This is a genomic window from Pseudoclavibacter sp. JSM 162008 (assembly GCF_041366455.1).
GTDB lineage: Bacteria > Actinomycetota > Actinomycetes > Actinomycetales > Microbacteriaceae > Pseudoclavibacter.
Genome location: NZ_JBEWYX010000001.1, coordinates 66,372 through 85,837, shown reverse-complemented (window position 1 = coordinate 85,837; position 19,466 = coordinate 66,372). Strand labels below are relative to the sequence as shown.

Below are 19,466 nucleotides of genomic sequence, written 5' to 3'. Positions count from 1 at the left end.
GGCCGTGCGGGGGGGGGGTTAGCTGCGGTTCTCGAGCTCGTCGGCGCGGATGAGACGCGCGTCGACCGACTGCTTCGCAGAGACCCGACCCGCGATGTACCCGGCGAGCCCGCCGAGTGCAAGCGTGATGGGCACCGTGAACGCGAGGAGGAACGCGAACACCTGGATGCGCGTGAACGCCTCGTTGGGCGGGAACGCGAACGTGAGGATCGTCACGAGCACCACGCCGACGATGGCGCCGAGCACGAGGAAGCTGCTCATGCGCGGGACCCGGTGCACCTTCGCGTCCATCTCGCGGACGCCGTCATCCTCGTCTTCGTCGATCAGCTCGGCGAACTCGGCCTCGTAGCCCTCCAGCTCGCCGCCGGCTTGGACCGTGCGGTCAGCCGTCGGTTCGGCGCCGCCTTCAGGTCGCGGCGGAGTGGGTTCGTTCTCGCGGAGCATGCATCCATTGTCGCGCAGTTCCCGGTGAGCGCGCGCAGCATGCGCAGTCGCTGGGGCGGCGACCCCGCCGAGACACACGCCCTCAGCGACGTACGAGCGGCAGCCAGGCCGAGACGTCGGCGCGGGTGCCGGAGGCGCGCACGCGGTTCGCCTCGAAGGCCTCCTGCCATGAGGTCCGGCCCGTTGCCAGCTCGAGCCAGGTGTCGGCGTCGAGCTCGATGACGTTCGGCGGTGTGCCCCTCGTATGGCCCGGGCCCTCGACGCATTGCACGGCCCCGAACGGCGGGACGCGAACCTCGACGCTCGCGCCGGGCGCCCGGTCCTCGAGGGCCTGCAGCGTGTAGCGAACGGCAGTCGCGGCGTCGGCACGAGGCGTCGGGCGCCCCTCGGCGCGGGCTTCAGACCAGGCGGTGATGGCTCCGAGGCCAGCGGCGTCGGCGATTCGGGGTTTCGGCACGTCCTTATTGTGCTCCAGCCGCGCCCCCGGAGTCGGTGAGCGACGCACCTCGCCGGGGCGGGCTGCCAACTTCGGTGACTCTTCGGCGTTTCCGTTCGGCGGACGCCGTGATCCGAGGAACCAGTCACCGAAGCTGGCGACCGGTGCGCGACGAGGCGCAGGCAGAAGCGCCGCCGGTGTCACCGACCGGTCATCTGCGTTCACGCGGAAGCGGGAGACGTCGTCCCCGGTTAGGCTGGTGCGGTGAGAATTCTCGTCCTCGGATCCGGTGCCCGCGAGCACGCAATTGTTGCCGCCCTCCACAGCGAGCGCGCACACTCGATCGTCACGGCCCCGGGCAATCCGGGTATCGCCGACGAGTCTGAGGTGATCAGACTCGATGTGAACAACCCGTCGCTCGTGACGGAGTTCGCCAAGGACGAGGGCTTCGACCTCGTCGTCATCGGACCGGAGGCGCCACTCGTCGCGGGTGTCGCCGACGCGCTGCGCGACGCCGGTATCCCCGTGTTCGGCCCGTCGAAGGCCGCCGCCGAGATCGAGGGCTCGAAGACCTTCGCGAAGGACGTCATGTCCCGCGCCGGCGTCCCGACGGGCGGCGCGCGCCTCGCGACGACGCTCGACGAGGCGGCCGCGGCGATCGACGAGTTCGGCGCTCCGTACGTCGTGAAGGCCGACGGCCTCGCGTCCGGCAAGGGTGTCATGGTGACGGAGAGCCGCGAGGACGCGCTCATCCACGCCGAGCACTGGCTTGCCGCTGGCCCCGTGCTGGTCGAGGAGTTCCTCGACGGCCAGGAGGTCTCGCAGTTCGTCTTCTCCGATGGGGTCAACGTCCGGGCGCTCCCGCCCGCGCAGGACTTCAAGCGCCTCCTTGCCGGCGACGGTGGCCCGAACACGGGCGGCATGGGCGCGTACACGCCCGTCCCGTTCCTGGGCGACCGCTTCGGCGGCGAGCGCGCCTTCTCGAAGCTCATCGTCGACCAGGTCGCGAAGCCCGTCGTCGACGAGATGCGGGCCTCCGGAACGCCGTTCGCGGGGCTCCTCTACTGCGGACTCATCGTGACGAGCGCCGGCATCCGCGTCATCGAGTTCAACGCGCGCTTCGGTGACCCCGAGACGCAGGCCGTGCTCGAGCGCCTCGCCCAGCCGCTCTCCGAGCTGCTGTACGCGTCGGCGACCGGCACCCTCGGACATCTGCCAGCGGAGCTCGCGATCGCCGACAACGCGGCGGTCACGATCGTGCTCGCGAGCGAGGGCTACCCGGAGGACGTGCAGTCCGGCCGCACCATCACGGGTGTTCAGGATGCGCTGGCTGAGCCGAACGTGAAGGTGCTGCAGGCGGCCACGACCCAACGCGACGACGACACGCTCGTGACAAGCGGAGGCCGCATCCTCAACGTCGTCGGAACCGGCGCGACCATCGCCGAGGCTCGCGCGTTCGCGTACCAGGGGCTCTCGCGCATCCACGTCGACGGCGCGCAGTACCGCGCAGACATCGCCGAGCTCGCGGCCCGCGAGCAGCAGTCGTGACCGACGCCGCGCTGACTCCCACGCTCGAAGGGTGGTCGCACGTCTCGTCCGGCAAGGTGCGCGAAGTGTACGAATCACTGGCCAACGACCGCGTGCTGCTGGTGGTCGCGAGCGACCGCGTGAGCGCATTCGACCACATCCTCTCCCCCGGCATTCCCGGGAAGGGCGCTCGACTCACGGCGTTGAGCCGCTGGTGGTTCGACCGCATCGCGGTGCCGAACCACCTGCGCGAGCCGTCGGGATGGGATGCATCGCTGCCCGCCGACACCGCTGCCCGATCGATGCGCGTCGTGCGGTTGGAGATGTTCCCCGTCGAGTGCGTCGTGCGCGGCTACCTGACCGGTTCGGGGCTCATCGAGTACCGCGAACACGGCACAGTGTGCGGGATCGCCCTGCCGACGGGGCTCGAGGACGGCGACCGGCTCCCGGCCCCGATCTTCACGCCCGCCTACAAGGCGCCCCAGGGTGAGCATGACGAGAACATCAGCTTCGAGAAGATGATCGAGCTCGTGGGCCTCGACGATGCAGTCGCGCTGCGTGACCTGTCGCTGCGGGTGTTCCGCGAGGCGTCCGCGGTCGCCGAGGCGCGCGGCGTCATCTTGGCCGACACGAAGTTCGAGTTCGGACGCAACCCCGCCAACGGCGAGATCACGATCGGTGACGAGGTGCTCACGAGCGACTCGTCACGCTACTGGGACGCGAAGCTGTACGCCGACACCACGCTGCCGCTGAAGCAGCGGCTGTCGTCGTTCGACAAGCAGATCGTCCGTGACTGGCTGTCCTCGAACTGGGACAAGCAGGGTGAACCGCCCGCGCTTCCGGCCGAGGTCATCGAGCGCACCCAGGCTCGCTACGCGGAGCTCTTCGACCGCCTCGGAGTCGGCGCCTAGCCACGTCTCGGACGCCGAGGCCAGTGCCGTCCGGACGAGCGCGCCCCTTGCTCGGCGCGCGTAGCGGACCTATGGTCGTCATTCCGCGGTCTGAACGACCTCGACACCGCCCTGGAAGTCCGCTGCCGCTCATGGGCTCGCGGGTCCTCCTGCTTCCTCACCCTCGAGACTGGATCCGCTGTGCCTCCCTCTGCCCCATCCGCACCGGTGTCCGCCGTCACGGCCATCACTCCCGAGCAGCGGCAGTCGGTGCTCCGAACGCTGCGATCACCTCGCCTGCTCAAGGTGGAGGTGCTCGGCGGCCTGGTCGTGGCGCTCGCGCTGATTCCCGAGGCGATCGCGTTCTCGGTCATCGCGGGAGTGGACCCCCGGGTGGGTCTCTTCGCCTCGTTCACGATGGCCGTCTCGATCGCCGTCCTGGGCGGCCGGCCCGCCATGATCTCGGCGGCGACGGGCGCCGTCGCGCTCGTGATCGCGCCGCTCATGGCCTCGCACGGGCTCGACTACCTCATCGCCGCGGTGCTCCTCGCCGGTGTGCTGCAGGTGCTGCTCGCCGTGATCGGGGTTGCGAAGCTCATGCGGTTCATCCCGCGCCAGGTGATGGTCGGGTTCGTGAACGCGCTCGCGATTCTCGTGTTCCTGGCGCAGGTGCCCGAGCTGCTCGGGGTGCCGTGGCTCGTGTATCCGCTCACCCTGCTGGCCCTCATCATCGTGTTCGGGCTTCCCCGACTGACGACCGTCGTGCCTGCTCCGCTGGTCGCGATCGTGGTGCTCACGCTCATCACGGTGCTCGCGTCGCTCAGCGTTCCCACGGTGGGCGACAAGGGCGAGCTGCCGAGCACCCTGCCGGGGTTCTTCGTGCCGGATGTGCCGCTCACGTTGGAGACGCTGCAGATCGTCTTCCCGTTTGCGTTGGCCATGGCATTCGTCGGGCTGCTCGAATCGCTCATGACGGCGAAGCTCGTCGACGACATCACGGATACGCGTTCCAGCAAGACCCGCGAGGCGTGGGGGCAGGGTGCAGCGAACGTCATCACCGCGTTCTTCGGCGGCATGGGCGGCTGCGCGATGATCGGGCAGACGATGATCAATGTGAAGGCGTCCGGCGCGCGCACGCGCATCTCGACGTTCCTCGCCGGGGTCTTCCTGCTGCTCCTGGTCGTGCTGCTGGGCGACGTTGTGGCGCTCATCCCCATGGCGGCGCTTGTCGCCGTCATGATCTTCGTGTGCTGGGCGACGTTCGACTGGCACTCGATTCGCCCGTCGACGCTGCGCGGGATGCCGCTCAGCGAGACCGCGGTCATGCTCGTGACGGTCGTCGCGACGGTCGCGACGCACAACCTCGCGATCGGCGTCGGGGCGGGCGTGCTGTGCGCCGTGCTGCTCTTCGCGCGTCGTGTCGCACACGTCGTCGAGGTGCGGCGGACCCTGTCGGACGACGGTGCGCTCGCCTCGTACGCGGTGACGGGCCAGCTGTTCTTCGCGTCGTCGAACGATCTGTACGCGCAGTTCGACTACGCGTCCGATCCGGCACGGGTGGTCATCGACCTGAGTGCGGCGCACGTCTGGGATGCGTCGACCGTCGCAGCTCTTGATGCCGTCATCGAGAAGTACGAGAGGCACGGCGCCACCGTGGAGGTCGTCGGCTTGAACGCTGAGAGCGAGACCCGCCTGCAGCGGATGCGCGACGTGCTGCCGGGCGGCGAGCACTAGCCCCCCACCCACGTCGCGGAGCTCGCCGCGACCTCTCTCGTGCGCGATCATGGTCGCATGGAGTTCTCGTTCTCGAATCCCCTGTGGCGCTGGGACAAGCGGCGTGAGCTGTGGACGTTCGTGAGCCTCAGCGAGGACGCGTCCGACAAGATCGCGGCCGCCACAGAGCGCTTCACGCACGGCTTCGGCTCGGTGCGGGTCGAGGCGACCGTCGGCGGTTCCACGTGGCGCACATCGATCTTCCCGAGCGACGACGCCTACATCCTGCCCATCAAGAAGGCCGTGCGCGAGGCCGAGGGGCTCGAGCTGGATGCGCCGGTGGTCGGCAAGGTGCGTCTCGTCGACCTGCAGGAGCGGTGACCCGCGACGCTTGAGCATGCGCCCGGACGCGCGGCATGGACACGGAAGCCCAGACCGGCGGCCGCACGTCTAGTGGGCGAGGGTCGGCTCTGCGGCCTCTTCCGCCTCGATCTCCCGACTGAGCGAGAGTCCCTGGTTCCGGCGGCGGAACAGCAACGCGGAGACGACAGCACCGAGCGCGAAGAAGCCCGCGCCCCACCAGTAGGCGGCGGCGTAGCTGGCGATCATGGCGTCGCCGACCGCATCCCGGCCATGCTCGAGCAGGTAGTCGGTGGCGGCCGTCGCGGCGAGCGTGTTGAGCAGTGCGGTGCCCACCGAACCGCCAACCTGCTGGCTCGTGTTGACCATCGCCGACGCGACCCCGGCGAACTCGCGGTCGACGCCGAGCGTGGCCGTCTGCATCGACGCGGGCATGATCGTCCCCATCGCGAAGCCGATCATCATGAGCGGCGGCATGACGTGCGCCGCGTACGAGCTCGTCGCATCCAGGAACGTGAGCCAGACCATGCCGCTCGCGGCGATCGTCATGCCGATCGGGACGAGCACCTTCGGGCCGAACCGTGGAACGAAGATGTTCGTGCCCAGCTGTGCGGCGAGCACGAGCATCGCGATCATAGGCAGGAACGCGAACCCCGTCTGAATGGGCGAGTAGCCGAGCGTGAGCTGCAGGTAGTACGTGACGAAGAGGAAGACGCCGAACATGCCGGCGCCCGCGATCATGACCGACAGGTAGGCGGCGCCGCGGTTGCGGTCGCGGACGATGTGCAGGGGAAACAGCGGGTGCCCGGCGCGAGTCTGCCAGACCACGAACCCGGCGAGGAACACAACCGCGCCGGCGAGCATGCCCCACGTGAGCGGCGAATCCCACCCGTCGGTCTCGGCGTGCGAGAAGCCGTAGACAAGCGCGAAGAGGCCGGCGGAGACCAGCAGCGTTCCCGGGATGTCGAGCTTCGGGCGTGGACCGGTGCGGGCGATCGACGGCACGAAGACGAAGGCGCCGACCAGCGCGACGGCAGCAATCGCGACGTTGATGTAGAGGTTCCAGCGCCAGTCGAACGCCTCCGTGAGCACGCCGCCGAGGAGCAGACCGACTGCTCCGCCCGCGCCAGCGATCGCGCCGAAGACGCCGAAGGCCCTGGCGCGCTCCTTGGGGATCGTGAAGGTCGTCGTGAGGACGGCAAGGGCCGTCGGCGCGAGCAGCGCGCCGAAGACACCCTGCAGGGCGCGGGCTGCGACGAGCAGCTCGAAGGACGGGGCAGCGCCGCCGAGGGCGGAGGCGACCGCGAAGCCGATGAGCCCGATGACAAACGTGCGCTTGCGACCCATGAGGTCGGAGAGGCGGCCTCCGAGGAGCAGGAGGCTGCCGAAGGCGAGCGAGTAGGCCGTGATGATCCACTGGCGCTGGCCATCGGAGAACCCGAGGTCCGCTTGCGCGGACGGCAGGGCGATGTTGACGACGGTCGCGTCGAGCACGACCATCAGCTGGGCGAGACCGACGACGACCAGCGTCAACCAGCGGCGACGATCCGTCGCGAGTGCAGAGGTTTCAGGCATGCGCATCACCATATCCGAGACTGAGCCGTTTCGGATACACTGAGTTCCGTAATGTGCACGGCTAGTCTGTGCAGCGACGAGAGGCGGTTTCGATGACGAAGACACACCTCGCCGACAGCTCCCCCGCAGCACCGGCGACACCAGACGAGACAGCCGGGAAGCCGCGGCTCGGACGCAAGCGCGACCACACGCGCGACACCGACATCCTCGAGGCGGCACTGGATGTGCTCGCCGAGACCGGATACGACGGCATGACGATCGACATGGTCGCAACCCGAGCGAAGGCCGGCAAGGCCACGCTGTACCGGCGCTGGGCCTCGAAGTCGGACCTCGTGCTCGACGCAGTCGCCTGCATGAAGTCGAAGGACCTCGACCTCGAGGCACTCCCCGACACGGGCACCCTGCGCGGCGACCTCATCGCCATGGTTCGCCCCCCGAACATCCGCGACGCCGAGCGCAAGCTCAACGTCATGACCGGTGTCGTCTCGATGATCGCGCGCGACCCGGAGATGGCCGCCGCAGCGCACGCGGCGATCGTCGCTCCCCGCGCCGCCGCCAACCGCGTGCTCTTCGAGCGCGCCATCGAGCGCGGCGAGATCGCCGCCGATGTCGAGCTGGACACCCTCAGCATGATTGCGCCGGCGATGGCCGCATTCCGAACGCTCATCCTCCGGCAGTCACCGGACCGGGACTTTTTCGTCGGCATCATCGACAACGTCGTGCTGCCCGCCGCCCACCGCGGGACCCCCGCGCACTGACGTGGGCGCGGGCACGCGAAAAGGGGAGGGCCCGTCGGCTTTCCTCGCGAGAAAACTACGGCCCCTCCCCTGCGCCGCCACGCTGATTGAGCAGCAGGCGGGATGAGCTCGGCGCGCTCCGGGTGTCGCGACGCGACGCGGCCGAGCTCAGTTCAGGAAGCGGATGGTGGCGGATAGCCGCCGTGGGCACCTTAGGCGGCGGGCACCAGGATCTCGCGCACGAGGGCGTCGAGCTGTGCGTCCGCATCGAGGAACTGGCGGAGCGTGTTGCGTGCCGCCCCGAAGTCCTCGAACTCCTCCGGAGCCATGCCGTCGACCTCGTAAGCGCGGCGGAACTCGCTGAGCGTGCCCAGCTCCTCGAGGATCGCGGCATCGACGGGCACGTGGATGCGCTCGGAGACGGCGATGTTGTTCTCGTTGATGCGGGCCTGCCAGTCGAACGGCGGCGAGACGACGACGTCGCCGCCGACGAGCTCGGACCACTGCAGCTGGTTGCGGAAGGCCGCCGACAGCACGCGGCTGCGGTAGCCGCGCTCCTGGAACACGGCGTGCGCGCGCTTGAGTGCCGCGACGCCTGCCCACTCCAGGATGCCGGGGGTGACGAGGATGCGGTTCGCGGTCGTCCACTTCTTGAGCCAGTCGTCGAGACGTCCGCCCATGATCGTGACCACGTGGCCGAACTCCTGCTCGGGGAGACCATCGGCCGCACGGCGGTCGAGCGCCCGCTCGAGCGCGGCGCCGACGGCAACAGCCTGCGGCACGGTGAAGCTGAGGGTCGCATTGATGCTGACGCCGCGGTAGGCGGCCTCCTCCATCGCCTCGATGCCCGTCTTCGTTGCGGGGATCTTGACGATGATATTCTTCGCGAGGTTCGAGAACTCCTCGGCCTGGTCGGCGAGGGCTGCGGCGTTGCGGTGCAGGCGCGGGTCGGTCTGGATCGAGAGGCGGCCGTTGCGGCCCCCGCTGCGCTCGAACTCGGATTCGAGGAGTCGGGCCGCGTTGATCGAGAGGTCACGCACGGCCTGCCAGCCGATCTCCGATTCGCCCCAGGTGGGGTTCTGCGCGGCGATCTCCTTGATGCGCGGACCCCAGACATCGGGACGCTTCTTGATCGCCGCGAACGCGATGACCGGGTTGCAGGTCGCACCGACAGCCCCGAACTCGATGGACTTCGTGAGCTCCTCCGGGTCCGCCGAGTCGTTCCAGAGGGCGGTCTGCGTGTTCTGCGCGGCCCAGGCGAGGGGTGCGAGCTCCGTCGCCGGGGTGCCGTTGTCGTTGGAAGGCGCTGTTTCGAGCAGGGTCATGCTGTTCTCCTCATCGGTGGCTGTTGGCCGGGTTCGCCGGTGCCGCGGCAGCCACGCTCCCCGAGGTCCGGGGCGCTGAGCCTCGCGAGCCATCGACGACGCGGATGCTCTTCCTCGAGCCCGTGCCGATCGCTACCCGCCTGCCGCATATGTCCTGACATTATCACAACAGGTATTACCGTCGCCAGATGTCGGCGCAGCGAGGATGGCCGCCCACCGAGAGTGCCTCCGCGCGTGCGCTCGATTCGTGGTGGCCCGGGCAGCGACCGATGTGTGCTGAGCTACTCTCCGCCGGCCTTCGAACCGCGGCCCTTGGACGATGAGCCGTGCTTCGACCGCTGTCGGACGATGATGACGACCAGCGCGACGAGCAGCAGCGCACTGAGCATCCCGAGAACCCAGACGATGTCCCAGAGGTACCGGTCCCACCAGGACGGCTCGAAGTCGACGACGGCACGCCACACGTTGACGAACGCCTCAGGGGCGCTCCTCGCCTTGGCGTTGTCCTCACCGAAGACCCAGAGGGCCGGCGCCAGGAAGATGAGGGCGAGCATGCCCGAGAAGGTCAGCCGCTCGAGCCGCGCACGGGCCAGGTCGCCCTTCGGGGCGGTCTCGGCGTTGATCGCGGCCGCCCTCGCGGGGTCACGCCAGGAGAGGACGGGAAGCACGATGAACACCAGCCCGAGCAAGGCCCCGAGGAGCACCGCTGCGACGCCGACCAGCCACGTCAGGAAGGCGTTGAGCAGTACCTCGGTGACGGGCCCGTCCGTCTCGTTCAGCTCCGGCACGATGCCGCCCGTGAGCGTCAGCACCAGGAGGAGCAGGGTGCCGAGCAGCCAGGCGGCCGTGAAGAGCAACGGCCCGACCACCATCGTGCGCACCATGAAGCGCCCGAGCAGCGGCCGATCCTCGGCGTCAGGCAGACCGAGGAGCTCGACGCTCAGCCAGATGCCGAGGAGCGCGGGAGCCCCCATGCCCACGTACGACCACGTGGATGCGTCGTACGGGAACTGCGAGACGTCCGAGATCGTGGAGAGAGTCCAGACGCCGACGAGCACGGCCACGGCGATGCCTGCCGAACTGAGCTCGGCGAGGACGCCCTTCTCCCGGATCCCCCGGATCAGCCCTGCGAACATCAGACGTCGATGCTCGAGCCCTTGGCGCCTGAGGAGGCGCCGGCCGGGGCGTCGTCTTCGTCGAGGTTCTTGCGCCAGGGCAGCCTGGTTCGCATGTCATCAGGCAGGGCTTCGTCTTCCTGCAGCTTCTCGAGGGGCTCGTACCAGGCGCGGATGAGAGCCCAGCTGACGGCCGCGACGGGCACCGCGAGCAGGGTCCCGACGATGCCACCGAGGATCGTGCCGACCGTCAGCGCGATGAGCACGACGAGCTCGTGCAGCTTGAGCGACTTGCCGAGCACGACCGGCTGGAGGAAGTTGCCCTCGAGCTGATTGACGAGCACGACGATGCCGACGACCACGATGGCCGGAACGAGCCCGTTCGTGACGAGCGCCACGAGCGCTGCGAGGATGCCGGCCAGCGTCGCGCCCACGATCGGGATGAACGCGAGGATGAACACGAGCACGGCCAGCGGGAAGGCGAGGGGGACGCCGACGATGGCGAGCCCGATGCCGATGAACACCGCATCCACGAGGGCCACGATGACCGTGCCTCGCACGTACCCGCCCATGACCTCCACAGCGCGGGACCCCATGAGTCGCGCGCGGCGCTTGTTCGCACCCTTGAGCGGCTTCGTCAGGAAGCCCCAGATGAGGGGGCCGTCTTTCATGAAGAAGAACAGGATGACGACGAAGAGCACGCCGCTCGTGATGAACGTGGTGACACCGGAGATGCCGGCGGTGAGCCCACTCGCGGCGGCGTTGCCGAACTGGCTCGTGAAGATGAAGTCCTGCGCCTGGCCCAGCCACTCGTTGATCTGGTCCTGGTTGATCGTGATCGGGAAGGTCGCGTTCACCCACTCGATGGCTTGGTTGAACCCCTGGACCGCCTGCTCCGACAGCTCCGACCACTGGTTGCGCACGAGCAGCACGACCATCGTGAGCGCGCCGCCGAGGAAGACGATGATGGCCAGCAGCACGGTGATGGTCGCGAGCGCCGGCGGCCACTTCTTCGACGTGAGGAATCGGATGATCGGCCACGCGGCGGCCGACACGATGAGCGCCAGCAGCACCGGGATGACGACGATCGTGACCTGCAGTCCAGCGAAGATGAGCAGGGTGGCGGCAGCGACGATGACGAGCCCCTGCAGCGCCCGCGTCGCGACGCGACCCAGCTGGTCGGTCCACATGACGCCGACGCTCGTCGGGCGCCGGCCGCGGCCCTCGCCATCGTCTGGCGCGTATGCCTGGACCGCGTTGCCGCCGACCATGACCTCATCTCGCGCCGGAGCATCGAGGTGCTCGACAGGCGACGACTGCGCCGCCAGCTGCGCCGCGACGGAGGACGCGGACGGCGCGGGCAGCACTGGCGCGGGACGCCCCGCCCGCTTGCCGCCGCCGAAGAGGCGCTTGAGCTTGTCGCGCATGGATGCTCCCGAGATGTCAGCGATAGCGGCCGGCGGGGATGCCAACGGCCGAGAATGTGGGTCAAGGCTATGCGTGTGCACCGACATTCTGGACGAGCCTCGCGCATCCGCGCCTGACGGTAAGCTGGGGGCGTCTCTTTCCTCCACCGATCGGAGCCGCTCCCGATGCCCAAGATCGTCGTCATCGTCATGCCAAAGCAGGAACTCCTCGACCCGCAGGGCAAGGCCGTCGCCGGCGCCCTCTCGCGCCTCGGCAAGGACCACCTGCACGACGTGCGCGTGGGCAAGCGCTTCGAGATCACCACCGACCGCGAAGTCACGGCAGAGCTCATGGAGGAGATCTCGCAGGTCGCCGACGAGCTGCTCGCCAACGGGGTCATCGAGGACGTCATCTCGATCGACGTCCTGCCAGACGGCGCCGAGTCGGCCGACGACGACGCTGACGACGCGGTCGCCGCCGACACCGAGGCTTCCCTCTCATCGGTCATCGCGGCCGAGGTCCAGTCGAAGGGCTCCGCTTCATGAGCCCCCGCGTCGGCGTCATCACGTTCCCGGGTTCGCTCGACGATCGCGACGCCCAGCGCGCCGTGCGCCTCGCGGGCGGTGAAGCCGTCGCCCTCTGGCACGGCGAGCACGACCTGCACGGCGTCGACGCCATCATCCTCCCCGGCGGCTTCAGCTACGGCGACTACCTGCGCGCAGGCGCGATCGCCAGCCACTCGCCGATCATGGCCGAGGTCATCACGGCCGCCAACGCGGGCCTCCCCGTGCTCGGCATCTGCAACGGCTTCCAGATGCTGACCGAGGCGCACCTGCTGCCCGGTGGGCTCATCCGCAACGACCACGGCAAGTTCGTGTGCCGCGACCAGGTGCTGCGCGTCGAGAACAACGAGACCGCGTGGACCAACGCGTACGAGAAGAACGCCGAGATCACCATCCCGCTGAAGAACGGCGAGGGCGGGTTCATCGCCGACGACGAGACGCTCGCTCGCATCGAGGGCGAGGGCCAGGTCGCGTTCCGCTACGTCGACGTCAACCCGAACGGCTCACGCAACAACATCGCGGGCCTCACGAACGAACGCGGCAACGTGGTCGGCCTCATGCCGCACCCCGAGCACGCGGTCGAGCTCGGCTTCGGACCGGACACAGCGACCCACATGGCATCCGGCCTCGACGGCCTCCCGATCTTCCGCAGCGCCGTCGAGGCGCTGCTCGCGCGCGTCTAGACGGTGTCAGAAGCGAGCACGACGGCCGGGCGCACGGCGCAGGCCACGGCGACCGGATCGACGACCCCCACCGACGGCCGGCGCCTCACCCCGCGCGTCCTGCTGCGGGCGGTCTCGATCGGCGAGGCCATCACGTGGGCCCTGCTGCTCACCGGCATGTTCCTCAAGTACGTCACGCAGACCACCGACCTGCTCGTGTCCGTCGGCGGCTCGCTGCACGGCGCCATGTTCATGGTCTACCTGGTCGTGACGGCGTTCGTCGGCATCAACCAGCGCTGGCCGTGGTGGATGTTCGGGCTCGGCTGGTTCGCGGCCATCCCGCCGTTCGCGACGCTCGTCTACGACTGGTGGGCTGAGCGCCGGGGCGCCCTCGAGGGCGGCTGGCGAGACGCTCCATCCAAGGGCTTCTCGCTGCAGCGCATCGTCCGCTGGTTCGTTGACCGGCCGATCACCATGAGCGCGGCCGTCATCGTGCTCGCCGTCGTCATCCTGACCGGCTCCCTCAGCGGCGCCCTCGTCGGACCCACCGGCGCCCACTGAGCACCCTGCGCGTGCACGAAGAGGGCGGAGGCACCTGCATCCGCCCTCTTCGTGCATCTCGGGTCAGCGACCCGACAGCTTAGCGGCCGAAGAAGATCTTCGCCTGGTCCCAGCGGTCCTGGGGGACGGTCTTGAGGCCGTCGAGGGCCTCCTCGAAGGCGACCGTCTGCATCTCGGTGCCGCGCAGCGCGACCATGTTGCCCCACTGCTTGCCGTTGACCATGTCGACGGCGTACTGGCCGAAACGGGTCGCGAGCACGCGGTCGAACCCCGTCGGCGCGCCACCACGCTGGATGTGGCCGAGCGTCGTGTTGCGCGTCTCGATGCCCGTCAGCTTCTCCAGCTCAGCGGTCACGTAGTCGCCGACTCCGCCGAGAAGGGGCCGACCGGAGACCTCGGTGCCCTGCGAGAGCACCTCGTCCATGCCCTCGGGGATGAAGCCCTCGGCAACCACGACGAGCGGCGAGCGGCCACGCTGGTGCACCTCGGAAACCCACTCCGCGACCTGCGTCATCGGCACCTTCTGCTCCGGGATGAGCACGGCGTGCGCGCCAGCCGCCATGCCGGAGTGCAACGCGATCCAGCCGACGTTGCGGCCCATCACCTCAGCCACCATGACGCGGTGATGCGACTCACCGGTCGTGCGGAGGCGGTCCATGGCGTCCGTCGCGATCTGCACGGCCGTGTCGAAGCCGAACGTGTAGTCGGTGGCCTGGAGGTCGTTGTCGATGGTCTTCGGCACGCCGACCACTGGGATGCCGGCGTCAGCGAGACGCTTGGCGCCGGCCAGCGTGCCCTCTCCGCCGATCGCGATAAGCGCATCCACCGAGTGGCGCTCCATCATGACGGCGATGTTCTCGGGACCGCCGTTGGGGCCATCGAACGGGTTCGTGCGCGAGGTGCCGAGGATCGTGCCGCCCTGCTTTGCGAGGCCACGCACCTTCGTGCGAGGAAGATCCATGACGTCACCCTCGATGACGCCACGCCAGCCGTCGCGGAAGCCCACGAACTCGTTGTCATAGGTCTTGATGCCGTGGAGCACGCTGCCACGAATGACAGCGTTGAGTCCTGGGCAGTCGCCGCCGCTGGTCAGCAGTCCGATCTTCATGCGTTGGTTCTCCTCTGGGTGTGGCAATACACGCAAACAGCCATCACGGTCGAGTAGCCCACCCACTGCGGAACGGATTCAGTGCAGAAGCGGATTCCTGCGTTGGAAGACGGCTCGACAGCGACAGTACCGGGTCCGGGTGTCTCGCGCGATTTCTGACGAGCGACGATGTGGGTCGGTCTGCCACGCACGCGCTGCCGGTCAGGGTGACGTGGGGCTCCGAATCTGGAGCCCGAAGCCCGGTTCGGGGCTCACGTCACCCTGACTGGCAGCACAGCCCTACGACCCGCCGAGGGCCGCGCGATGCGAGCGACAGCTGCCGGCGACGCCGACTACGCGGGTGTCTTGCTGACCATGCGCAGCGCGAGGAAGATCGCGCCGACCATGAGCACGGCACCGACCGCCGACGTGACGGTGCTGCCCGCATCGAAGGCGTGGAACGCGGAGTCGAGGAGCGTCTGCGCCTGCGGCGCCATGCCGCCCGCCTCGAGCTCGTTCGAGACGTTCACGGCACCGGCCAGGGTCTCCCGCGCCGCATCCGCCTGCTCGGCGGTCACCCCTTCCGGGACGACCATGCCGGAGCGGTAGCTGGACGTCAGGACACCACCGAGGACGCTCGTGCCGAGCACCGCGCCCACCTCGTAGGCCGTCTCCGAGACGGCAGACGCCGCGCCGGCCTTCGCCGGCGGGACACTCGCGATGATGACATCGTTCGAGAGCGTCTCAGCGATCGCGATTCCCGCCGCGAGCAGCGTGAACGCGGCCACGAGCATCCACAGCGGAGCCGAGCCGCCCGTGATCGCCAGCGACAGGTAGGCGAGAAACGCGAGGCCGAGGCCGAACGCCATAGCGATATGCACCTTCACGCGGCGCACGACTCGCACGATGAGGAGGCCGGCGACGATCATCATGACCGTCCCGGGCAGCAGCATGAGGCCAGCCTGCAGCGGCGTGAGTCCGAGGATGAGCTGGAGGTGCTGCGACAGGAAGAAGAGCAGACCCACGAGCGCGACGACGCTCACGAGGTTCACGAGCACCGAGCCGGTGAAGGCGGGCACCGCGAACAGACGCATGTCGAGGATCGGATTCTCCTGCTTCAGGAGTCGACGCACGAACAGCCAACCAGACAGCAGGCCGACCAGGAGCGAGCCCACCGAGATGAGGTCGAGGCCGTCGGTCGCCGTGTGCTTGATGGCGAAGACGACGGGCGCGAGCGCAACCATGGAGAGCAGGATCGCGGGAACATCGATGGGGCCCGGGTTCGGGTCGCGCGACTCGGTGACGAGCAGCGGCGCGAAGACGAGCAGCGGCAGCAGGAACGGCACCGCGATGAGGAAGACGGAACCCCAGTGGAAGTGCTCGAGGAGCACGCCGCCGACGATCGGCCCGATGGCGGTGCCCGCCGAGAAGCCCGTCGCCCAGATGGCGATGGCGAGGCGGCGCTGAGCGCGGTCGTGGAACATGCCGCGCAGCAGCGAGAGCGTGCACGGCATGATCATGGCGCCGAAGACACCGAGCAGCAGGCGCGAGAGCAGCAGCATCTCGGCAGAGACGGAGAAGGCCGCGAGCACGGAGACGAGCGCGAATCCCGTCGAGCCGATGAGCAGCAGCTTGCGGCGGCCGATGCGGTCGCCGAAGGAGCCCATCGTGACGAGGAGGCCCGCGAGCACAAGCGGGTAGATGTCGATGATCCAGAGCTGCATCGCGGCGCTCGGCTGGAGGTCGAGCGCGATGTAGGGAAGGGCGAAGCTCAGGACCGTGTTGTCGATCGACACGAGGAGGACGGGGAGCATCAGCACAGCGAGGCCGAGCCATTCCTTCCGGCCTGCGCGCTGTTCGATCAGTGTGGTCATGGAAGAGGACTATACCGACCAGCCGGTATAGCTGGCAACTGTAAGATGTCGGCCATGAGCTCCGCCAGAGAGAAGATCCTCGACGCCTACGAGGAGTCACTGACCACCGTGGGCGTCGCCGCGACCACCCTCGACGCCGTCGCCCGCATCGCGGGCGTCTCCAAGGGCGGACTCATCTACCACTTCCCCTCGAAGGAGGCGCTGGCGGATGCGCTCATCGAGCGCTTCACCGGCATGGCACGAGCAAGCGCCGACCAGCTGCACGGCGACGCCGCGACCACCGTCCGCCACTTCATCGAGATGAGCAGCTCCGTGGGCGACGAGCTCGACACCGCCTGGCTCGCCGTCATGAACCTCTCCCGCAACGGCAACCAGGGCGCGACCCGAGCCGTGCTCGAGCTGGAGCGCTCGTGGCACGACGCGATCCTCGAATCGACCGGCAGCCCACTCGTCGCCCACATGACGAAGCTCCTCGGCGACGGCCTCTACCATTCGACGTCGTTCGTGAGCGAGTCGCGCGAGAGCCTCCCCGAAGCCGCGAAGCTGCTCCCGAGCGACGGGGAGCGCGAGGCGATCATCCGCACGCTCCTCGACCTCCTCGACGAGTAACGACGTTCACCTGACCAAGCTGAGGGACAAAACGCATTCGTACGGCGCCACGAACGCCACGGGCGCGCATCCATCACGGAAGTTGGCCACAGGGGGCGGGGCCAGAGCACGGGCGCGAGCACGAGGCACGAAGCCCCGGAGCGCCGGTCGACCCGGCCGCCGAGCGGCGGACCTGTCCAACATCAGTGCAAAAACGCGCGAACGACGGCCTGACGGATCAAAATGCGGCCATATTGCACTGATGTTGGACAGGGCCGCGGCGCACTCGGCACCCGCGACGGGCCGACGGAGCCGCGGTCAGCGCTGCGGCGGCGGGCAGCTGGATGCGCGTGGGATGAGGGTCGGCATCGCGCGGCGGATGACGGGACCTGCGCCGGGCGTCAGCAGCAGCTCGAGCGCGGTCGTGGCGATCTGGTCGAACGACGTGCGCACCGAGGTGAGCGGCACGGGCAGGGCCTCGGCCAAGGGGACGTCGTTGTAGCCCACGAGGGCCAGGTCGGTGCCGATCCGCAGGCCGTGGCGGTGCGAGGCGGCCATGACGCCGAGGGCGAGGTTGTCGTTCGCGGCGAAGATCGCGGTCGGCGGCACGTCGGCCGCGTCGAGGATGCGCTCGGCCGCGGCGGCGCCGTGTTCGATGCGGAAGCCGTCGCCCGCGATGCGGTGCAGAGGGATCTCGATGCCGGCCTCGCGCGCCGCTCGCAGCGCCCCGGCCAGGCGGTCTCGTGCACTGGACGTGAAGTCGGGACCCGTGACGAGTGCGATGTCGCGGTGGCCGAGGTCGATGAGGTGCCGCACGGCGAGGTAGCCGCCGACTTCGTCGTCGCCGAGGGAGGACGGGCTGACGCCGTCGGTGCGCAGGACGAGCGCGAGCGGGATGCCAGACTCCTGCAGCGACTGGGGGAAGGAGTCGACGCGTCGAGATGAGGCGATGATGAGCGCATCCACGTTGCGGTCGAGGAGGACTTGGGCGGCGCGCTGCTCGCCTTCGGCGTCGTCACCGGTCGTCGCGACGACCGCGACGTAGCCGCGCGCGGCCGCTGCACGCTCGACCGCCTCGTACATGAGCGCCATGACCGTGTCGCTGAGGCGCGGCACGAGCACTCCGATCGTGCTCGTCGATCCGCGGCGGAGCTGGGACGCGAACACGTTGCGCCGGTAGCCGAGCTCGTTCGCGATCTCGCGGACACGCACGGCGGTCGCCGACTGCGACTGCGCGGTGCGCTCGTCGAGGATGCGGCTGACGGTCGAGATGCTGACGCCGGCTTCGGCGGCGACCTCCTTGAGGGTCACGACTCGGCGCTCGCCCGCCCCGGGGGCAACAGCACTGTCGTTTCGCCTCATGCGGAGGAGTGTATCCCGGTCGCTGACACAGCTCCGGCAGCAATCACAGGATTCGGGGGTTGACACCGGGAACGTTTGCATCAAGACTTGCAATCGTTCCCGCAAACGTTTGCAACTGACAGAACCAGAAGCAACGCCAGCTCGCAACGGCCGGGACCCACCACCTCAACGATGAGCAAAGGAAGACAAGATGTCGATCGATCTCCGCGGCCTCTCCCCCGCCCCCGTCACCCCCTTCACCGAGGACGGCGCCGTCGACTACGACGCCATCCAGCGCCTCGGCTCCTGGCTCGGCTCCGTCGACGGCGTCAAGAGCCTCGTCGTCCTCGGCCACGCCGGCGAGGGCACGTTCCTCACGCAGACCGAGCAGGCCAAGGTCATCACGGCCTTCCGCGAGTCGGTCGACTCCCGCATCCCGATCGTCGCCGGCATCACCCAGGAGGGCAACGCCGTCGCCGCCGAGGAAGCCAAGCGGGCAGTGGATGCTGGCGCGTCCGCCGGCCTCGTCTACCCGTCCCACGGGTGGCTGCGCTTCGGCTACCAGGACGGCGCGCCCCAGACGCGCTACCGCGACATCTACGAGGAGAGCGGACTCCCGCTGATCCTCTTCCAGTACCCCGACAACACGAAGGCCAGCTACAACCTCGACACGCAGCTCGAGATCGCCGGCCAGGAGGGCGTCTTCGCGACGAAGAACGGCGTCCGCAACATGCGCCGCTGGTACACCGAGATCCCCGCGCTGCGCGCCGCCTACCCGGAGCTGCAGATCCTCTCCTGCCACGACGAGTACCTGCTGCCCACGATGTTCGACGTCGACGGCCTGCTCGTCGGCTACGGCAACATCGCTCCCGAGGCGCTCGTCGAGCTCATCGAGGCCGGCAAGGCGCACGACTACGACCGGGCGCACGAGATCCACGAGCGCCTGCTCCCCGTCACGAAGAACGTGTACCACCGCGGCTCGCACATGGAGGGTACGGTCGCGCTCAAGTGGGGCCTCGTGCACCGCGGCATCCTCGACCACGCGACCGTCCGCACCCCGCTCCTGCCACTTGCGGACGGCGCGGACCGCGAGATCGCCGAGGCGTTCGCCATCGCAGGGCTCGACCGCGTGACGGTCGCCTCCTAGCAGGCAGGGGCAGCGACAACAGGGTCGCTGCCCCATACGCTTGACGTCGACTGCTCGACGATCGACGACACACGCCGCCACGCACGCCACGGAAGCGGCACCGGTCGCGCCGGT

Annotated in this window: 19 protein-coding genes; 10 read left to right on the top strand and 9 right to left on the bottom strand. The window is 68.9% G+C overall.

Annotated elements, in window-relative coordinates; translation table 11 throughout:
- Positions 1-18: 18 nt before the first annotated feature.
- The gene (locus ABVF28_RS00425; protein WP_179555974.1) at positions 19-444 is read right to left on the bottom strand and encodes a hypothetical protein; all 426 of its coding nucleotides are present in this window, start codon (positions 442-444) and stop codon (positions 19-21) included.
- An 82-nt stretch (positions 445-526) separates the two neighbouring features.
- The gene (locus ABVF28_RS00420; protein WP_181026850.1) at positions 527-901 is read right to left on the bottom strand and encodes a sterol carrier family protein; all 375 of its coding nucleotides are present in this window, start codon (positions 899-901) and stop codon (positions 527-529) included.
- Positions 902-1,144: 243 nt separating this feature from the next.
- Between ABVF28_RS00420 and purD the strand changes: the two genes are divergently transcribed.
- The 4 genes from purD to ABVF28_RS00400 all read left to right on the top strand — a co-directional run bounded on the left by purD (position 1,145) and on the right by ABVF28_RS00400 (position 5,391).
- Entirely contained in the window at positions 1,145-2,428 is a 1,284-nt protein-coding gene (purD, locus tag ABVF28_RS00415) for a phosphoribosylamine--glycine ligase (RefSeq protein ID WP_371029070.1), read from the top strand.
- Positions 2,425-3,318 (top strand): phosphoribosylaminoimidazolesuccinocarboxamide synthase, encoded by an 894-nt coding sequence (locus ABVF28_RS00410; RefSeq protein WP_371029069.1) that lies wholly within the window; start codon positions 2,425-2,427, stop codon positions 3,316-3,318. The genes purD and ABVF28_RS00410 overlap by 4 nt, the downstream gene beginning before the upstream one ends.
- Before the next feature lie 180 nt (positions 3,319-3,498).
- Positions 3,499-5,031 carry a SulP family inorganic anion transporter gene (locus ABVF28_RS00405; protein ID WP_371029068.1) on the top strand — a complete coding sequence of 511 codons (1,533 nt, stop codon included), beginning with the start codon at positions 3,499-3,501 and terminating at the stop codon, positions 5,029-5,031.
- Between the two features lie 57 nt (positions 5,032-5,088).
- Positions 5,089-5,391 carry a DUF1905 domain-containing protein gene (locus ABVF28_RS00400; RefSeq protein WP_179555970.1) on the top strand — a complete coding sequence of 101 codons (303 nt, stop codon included), beginning with the start codon at positions 5,089-5,091 and terminating at the stop codon, positions 5,389-5,391.
- Positions 5,392-5,460: 69 nt separating this feature from the next.
- Here the strand turns inward: ABVF28_RS00400 and ABVF28_RS00395 are convergent, their stop codons facing one another.
- Positions 5,461-6,945, bottom strand: a complete 1,485-nt coding sequence (locus ABVF28_RS00395; RefSeq protein WP_371029067.1) for an MFS transporter — start codon at positions 6,943-6,945, stop codon at positions 5,461-5,463.
- A gap of 92 nt (positions 6,946-7,037) precedes the next feature.
- Between ABVF28_RS00395 and ABVF28_RS00390 the strand changes: the two genes are divergently transcribed.
- Positions 7,038-7,703, top strand: a complete 666-nt coding sequence (locus tag ABVF28_RS00390; RefSeq protein WP_371029066.1) for a TetR/AcrR family transcriptional regulator — start codon at positions 7,038-7,040, stop codon at positions 7,701-7,703.
- A 191-nt stretch (positions 7,704-7,894) separates the two neighbouring features.
- Here ABVF28_RS00390 and ABVF28_RS00385 read toward each other — a convergent pair whose 3' ends face one another.
- The 3 genes from ABVF28_RS00385 to ABVF28_RS00375 form a co-directional block, all read right to left on the bottom strand.
- The gene (locus tag ABVF28_RS00385) at positions 7,895-9,007 is read right to left on the bottom strand and encodes a transaldolase family protein (protein WP_371029065.1); all 1,113 of its coding nucleotides are present in this window, start codon (positions 9,005-9,007) and stop codon (positions 7,895-7,897) included.
- A gap of 281 nt (positions 9,008-9,288) precedes the next feature.
- Positions 9,289-10,143 (bottom strand): hypothetical protein, encoded by an 855-nt coding sequence (locus ABVF28_RS00380; RefSeq protein ID WP_371029064.1) that lies wholly within the window; start codon positions 10,141-10,143, stop codon positions 9,289-9,291.
- Positions 10,143-11,549 carry an AI-2E family transporter gene (locus ABVF28_RS00375; RefSeq protein WP_371029063.1) on the bottom strand — a complete coding sequence of 469 codons (1,407 nt, stop codon included), beginning with the start codon at positions 11,547-11,549 and terminating at the stop codon, positions 10,143-10,145. The genes ABVF28_RS00380 and ABVF28_RS00375 overlap by 1 nt, the downstream gene beginning before the upstream one ends.
- Positions 11,550-11,714: 165 nt before the next feature.
- Here ABVF28_RS00375 and purS point away from each other — a divergent pair, with 165 nt between their 5' ends.
- The 3 genes from purS to ABVF28_RS00360 are packed head-to-tail and all read left to right on the top strand — an operon-like array spanning position 11,715 to position 13,315.
- On the top strand, positions 11,715-12,074 hold the full coding sequence (purS, locus tag ABVF28_RS00370) for a phosphoribosylformylglycinamidine synthase subunit PurS (RefSeq protein WP_371029062.1): 360 nt from the start codon (positions 11,715-11,717) through the stop codon (positions 12,072-12,074).
- On the top strand, positions 12,071-12,775 hold the full coding sequence (gene purQ, locus ABVF28_RS00365; RefSeq protein ID WP_371029061.1) for a phosphoribosylformylglycinamidine synthase subunit PurQ: 705 nt from the start codon (positions 12,071-12,073) through the stop codon (positions 12,773-12,775). The genes purS and purQ overlap by 4 nt, the downstream gene beginning before the upstream one ends.
- 3 nt (positions 12,776-12,778) lie before the next feature.
- A complete protein-coding gene (locus tag ABVF28_RS00360; RefSeq protein ID WP_179555966.1) occupies positions 12,779-13,315 on the top strand; it encodes a DUF3817 domain-containing protein in 537 nt (178 codons plus the stop codon).
- 79 nt (positions 13,316-13,394) lie between these two features.
- On the opposite strand, the gene ABVF28_RS00355 is transcribed toward ABVF28_RS00360, so the two are convergent.
- Entirely contained in the window at positions 13,395-14,423 is a 1,029-nt protein-coding gene (locus tag ABVF28_RS00355) for an ATP-dependent 6-phosphofructokinase (RefSeq protein ID WP_104251579.1), read from the bottom strand.
- A gap of 332 nt (positions 14,424-14,755) precedes the next feature.
- Complete coding sequence (locus ABVF28_RS00350; RefSeq protein ID WP_371029060.1) at positions 14,756-16,276, bottom strand: MFS transporter; 1,521 nt, start codon at positions 16,274-16,276, stop codon at positions 14,756-14,758.
- 54 nt (positions 16,277-16,330) lie between these two features.
- On the opposite strand from ABVF28_RS00350, the gene ABVF28_RS00345 reads away from it, so the two are divergent.
- Complete coding sequence (locus ABVF28_RS00345; protein ID WP_179555964.1) at positions 16,331-16,885, top strand: TetR/AcrR family transcriptional regulator; 555 nt, start codon at positions 16,331-16,333, stop codon at positions 16,883-16,885.
- A 297-nt stretch (positions 16,886-17,182) separates the two neighbouring features.
- On the opposite strand, the gene ABVF28_RS00340 is transcribed toward ABVF28_RS00345, so the two are convergent.
- Positions 17,183-18,226, bottom strand: coding sequence for a LacI family DNA-binding transcriptional regulator (locus ABVF28_RS00340; RefSeq protein ID WP_371029059.1), 1,044 nt, complete (start codon positions 18,224-18,226; stop codon positions 17,183-17,185).
- Positions 18,227-18,416: 190 nt separating this feature from the next.
- Between ABVF28_RS00340 and ABVF28_RS00335 the strand changes: the two genes are divergently transcribed.
- Complete coding sequence (locus tag ABVF28_RS00335; RefSeq protein WP_104240141.1) at positions 18,417-19,352, top strand: dihydrodipicolinate synthase family protein; 936 nt, start codon at positions 18,417-18,419, stop codon at positions 19,350-19,352.
- The last annotated feature ends 114 nt before the right edge of the window (positions 19,353-19,466 follow it).

What these genes read in the sequence shown, in the direction of transcription:
- ABVF28_RS00355 (WP_104251579.1), bottom strand. Translation starts at nt 14,423, where the DNA reads ATGAAGATCGGACTGCTGACCAGCGGCGGCGACTGCCCAGGACTCAAC.
- purQ (WP_371029061.1), top strand. Translation starts at nt 12,071, where the DNA reads ATGAGCCCCCGCGTCGGCGTCATCACGTTCCCGGGTTCGCTCGACGAT.
- ABVF28_RS00380 (WP_371029064.1), bottom strand. Translation starts at nt 10,143, where the DNA reads ATGTTCGCAGGGCTGATCCGGGGGATCCGGGAGAAGGGCGTCCTCGCC.
- ABVF28_RS00350 (WP_371029060.1), bottom strand. Translation starts at nt 16,276, where the DNA reads ATGACCACACTGATCGAACAGCGCGCAGGCCGGAAGGAATGGCTCGGC.
- ABVF28_RS00390 (WP_371029066.1), top strand. Translation starts at nt 7,038, where the DNA reads ATGACGAAGACACACCTCGCCGACAGCTCCCCCGCAGCACCGGCGACA.
- ABVF28_RS00425 (WP_179555974.1), bottom strand. Translation starts at nt 444, where the DNA reads ATGCTCCGCGAGAACGAACCCACTCCGCCGCGACCTGAAGGCGGCGCC.
- ABVF28_RS00340 (WP_371029059.1), bottom strand. Translation starts at nt 18,226, where the DNA reads ATGAGGCGAAACGACAGTGCTGTTGCCCCCGGGGCGGGCGAGCGCCGA.
- purS (WP_371029062.1), top strand. Translation starts at nt 11,715, where the DNA reads ATGCCCAAGATCGTCGTCATCGTCATGCCAAAGCAGGAACTCCTCGAC.
- ABVF28_RS00335 (WP_104240141.1), top strand. Translation starts at nt 18,417, where the DNA reads ATGTCGATCGATCTCCGCGGCCTCTCCCCCGCCCCCGTCACCCCCTTC.
- ABVF28_RS00395 (WP_371029067.1), bottom strand. Translation starts at nt 6,945, where the DNA reads ATGCCTGAAACCTCTGCACTCGCGACGGATCGTCGCCGCTGGTTGACG.
- ABVF28_RS00400 (WP_179555970.1), top strand. Translation starts at nt 5,089, where the DNA reads ATGGAGTTCTCGTTCTCGAATCCCCTGTGGCGCTGGGACAAGCGGCGT.
- ABVF28_RS00385 (WP_371029065.1), bottom strand. Translation starts at nt 9,007, where the DNA reads ATGACCCTGCTCGAAACAGCGCCTTCCAACGACAACGGCACCCCGGCG.
- ABVF28_RS00345 (WP_179555964.1), top strand. Translation starts at nt 16,331, where the DNA reads ATGAGCTCCGCCAGAGAGAAGATCCTCGACGCCTACGAGGAGTCACTG.
- ABVF28_RS00375 (WP_371029063.1), bottom strand. Translation starts at nt 11,549, where the DNA reads ATGCGCGACAAGCTCAAGCGCCTCTTCGGCGGCGGCAAGCGGGCGGGG.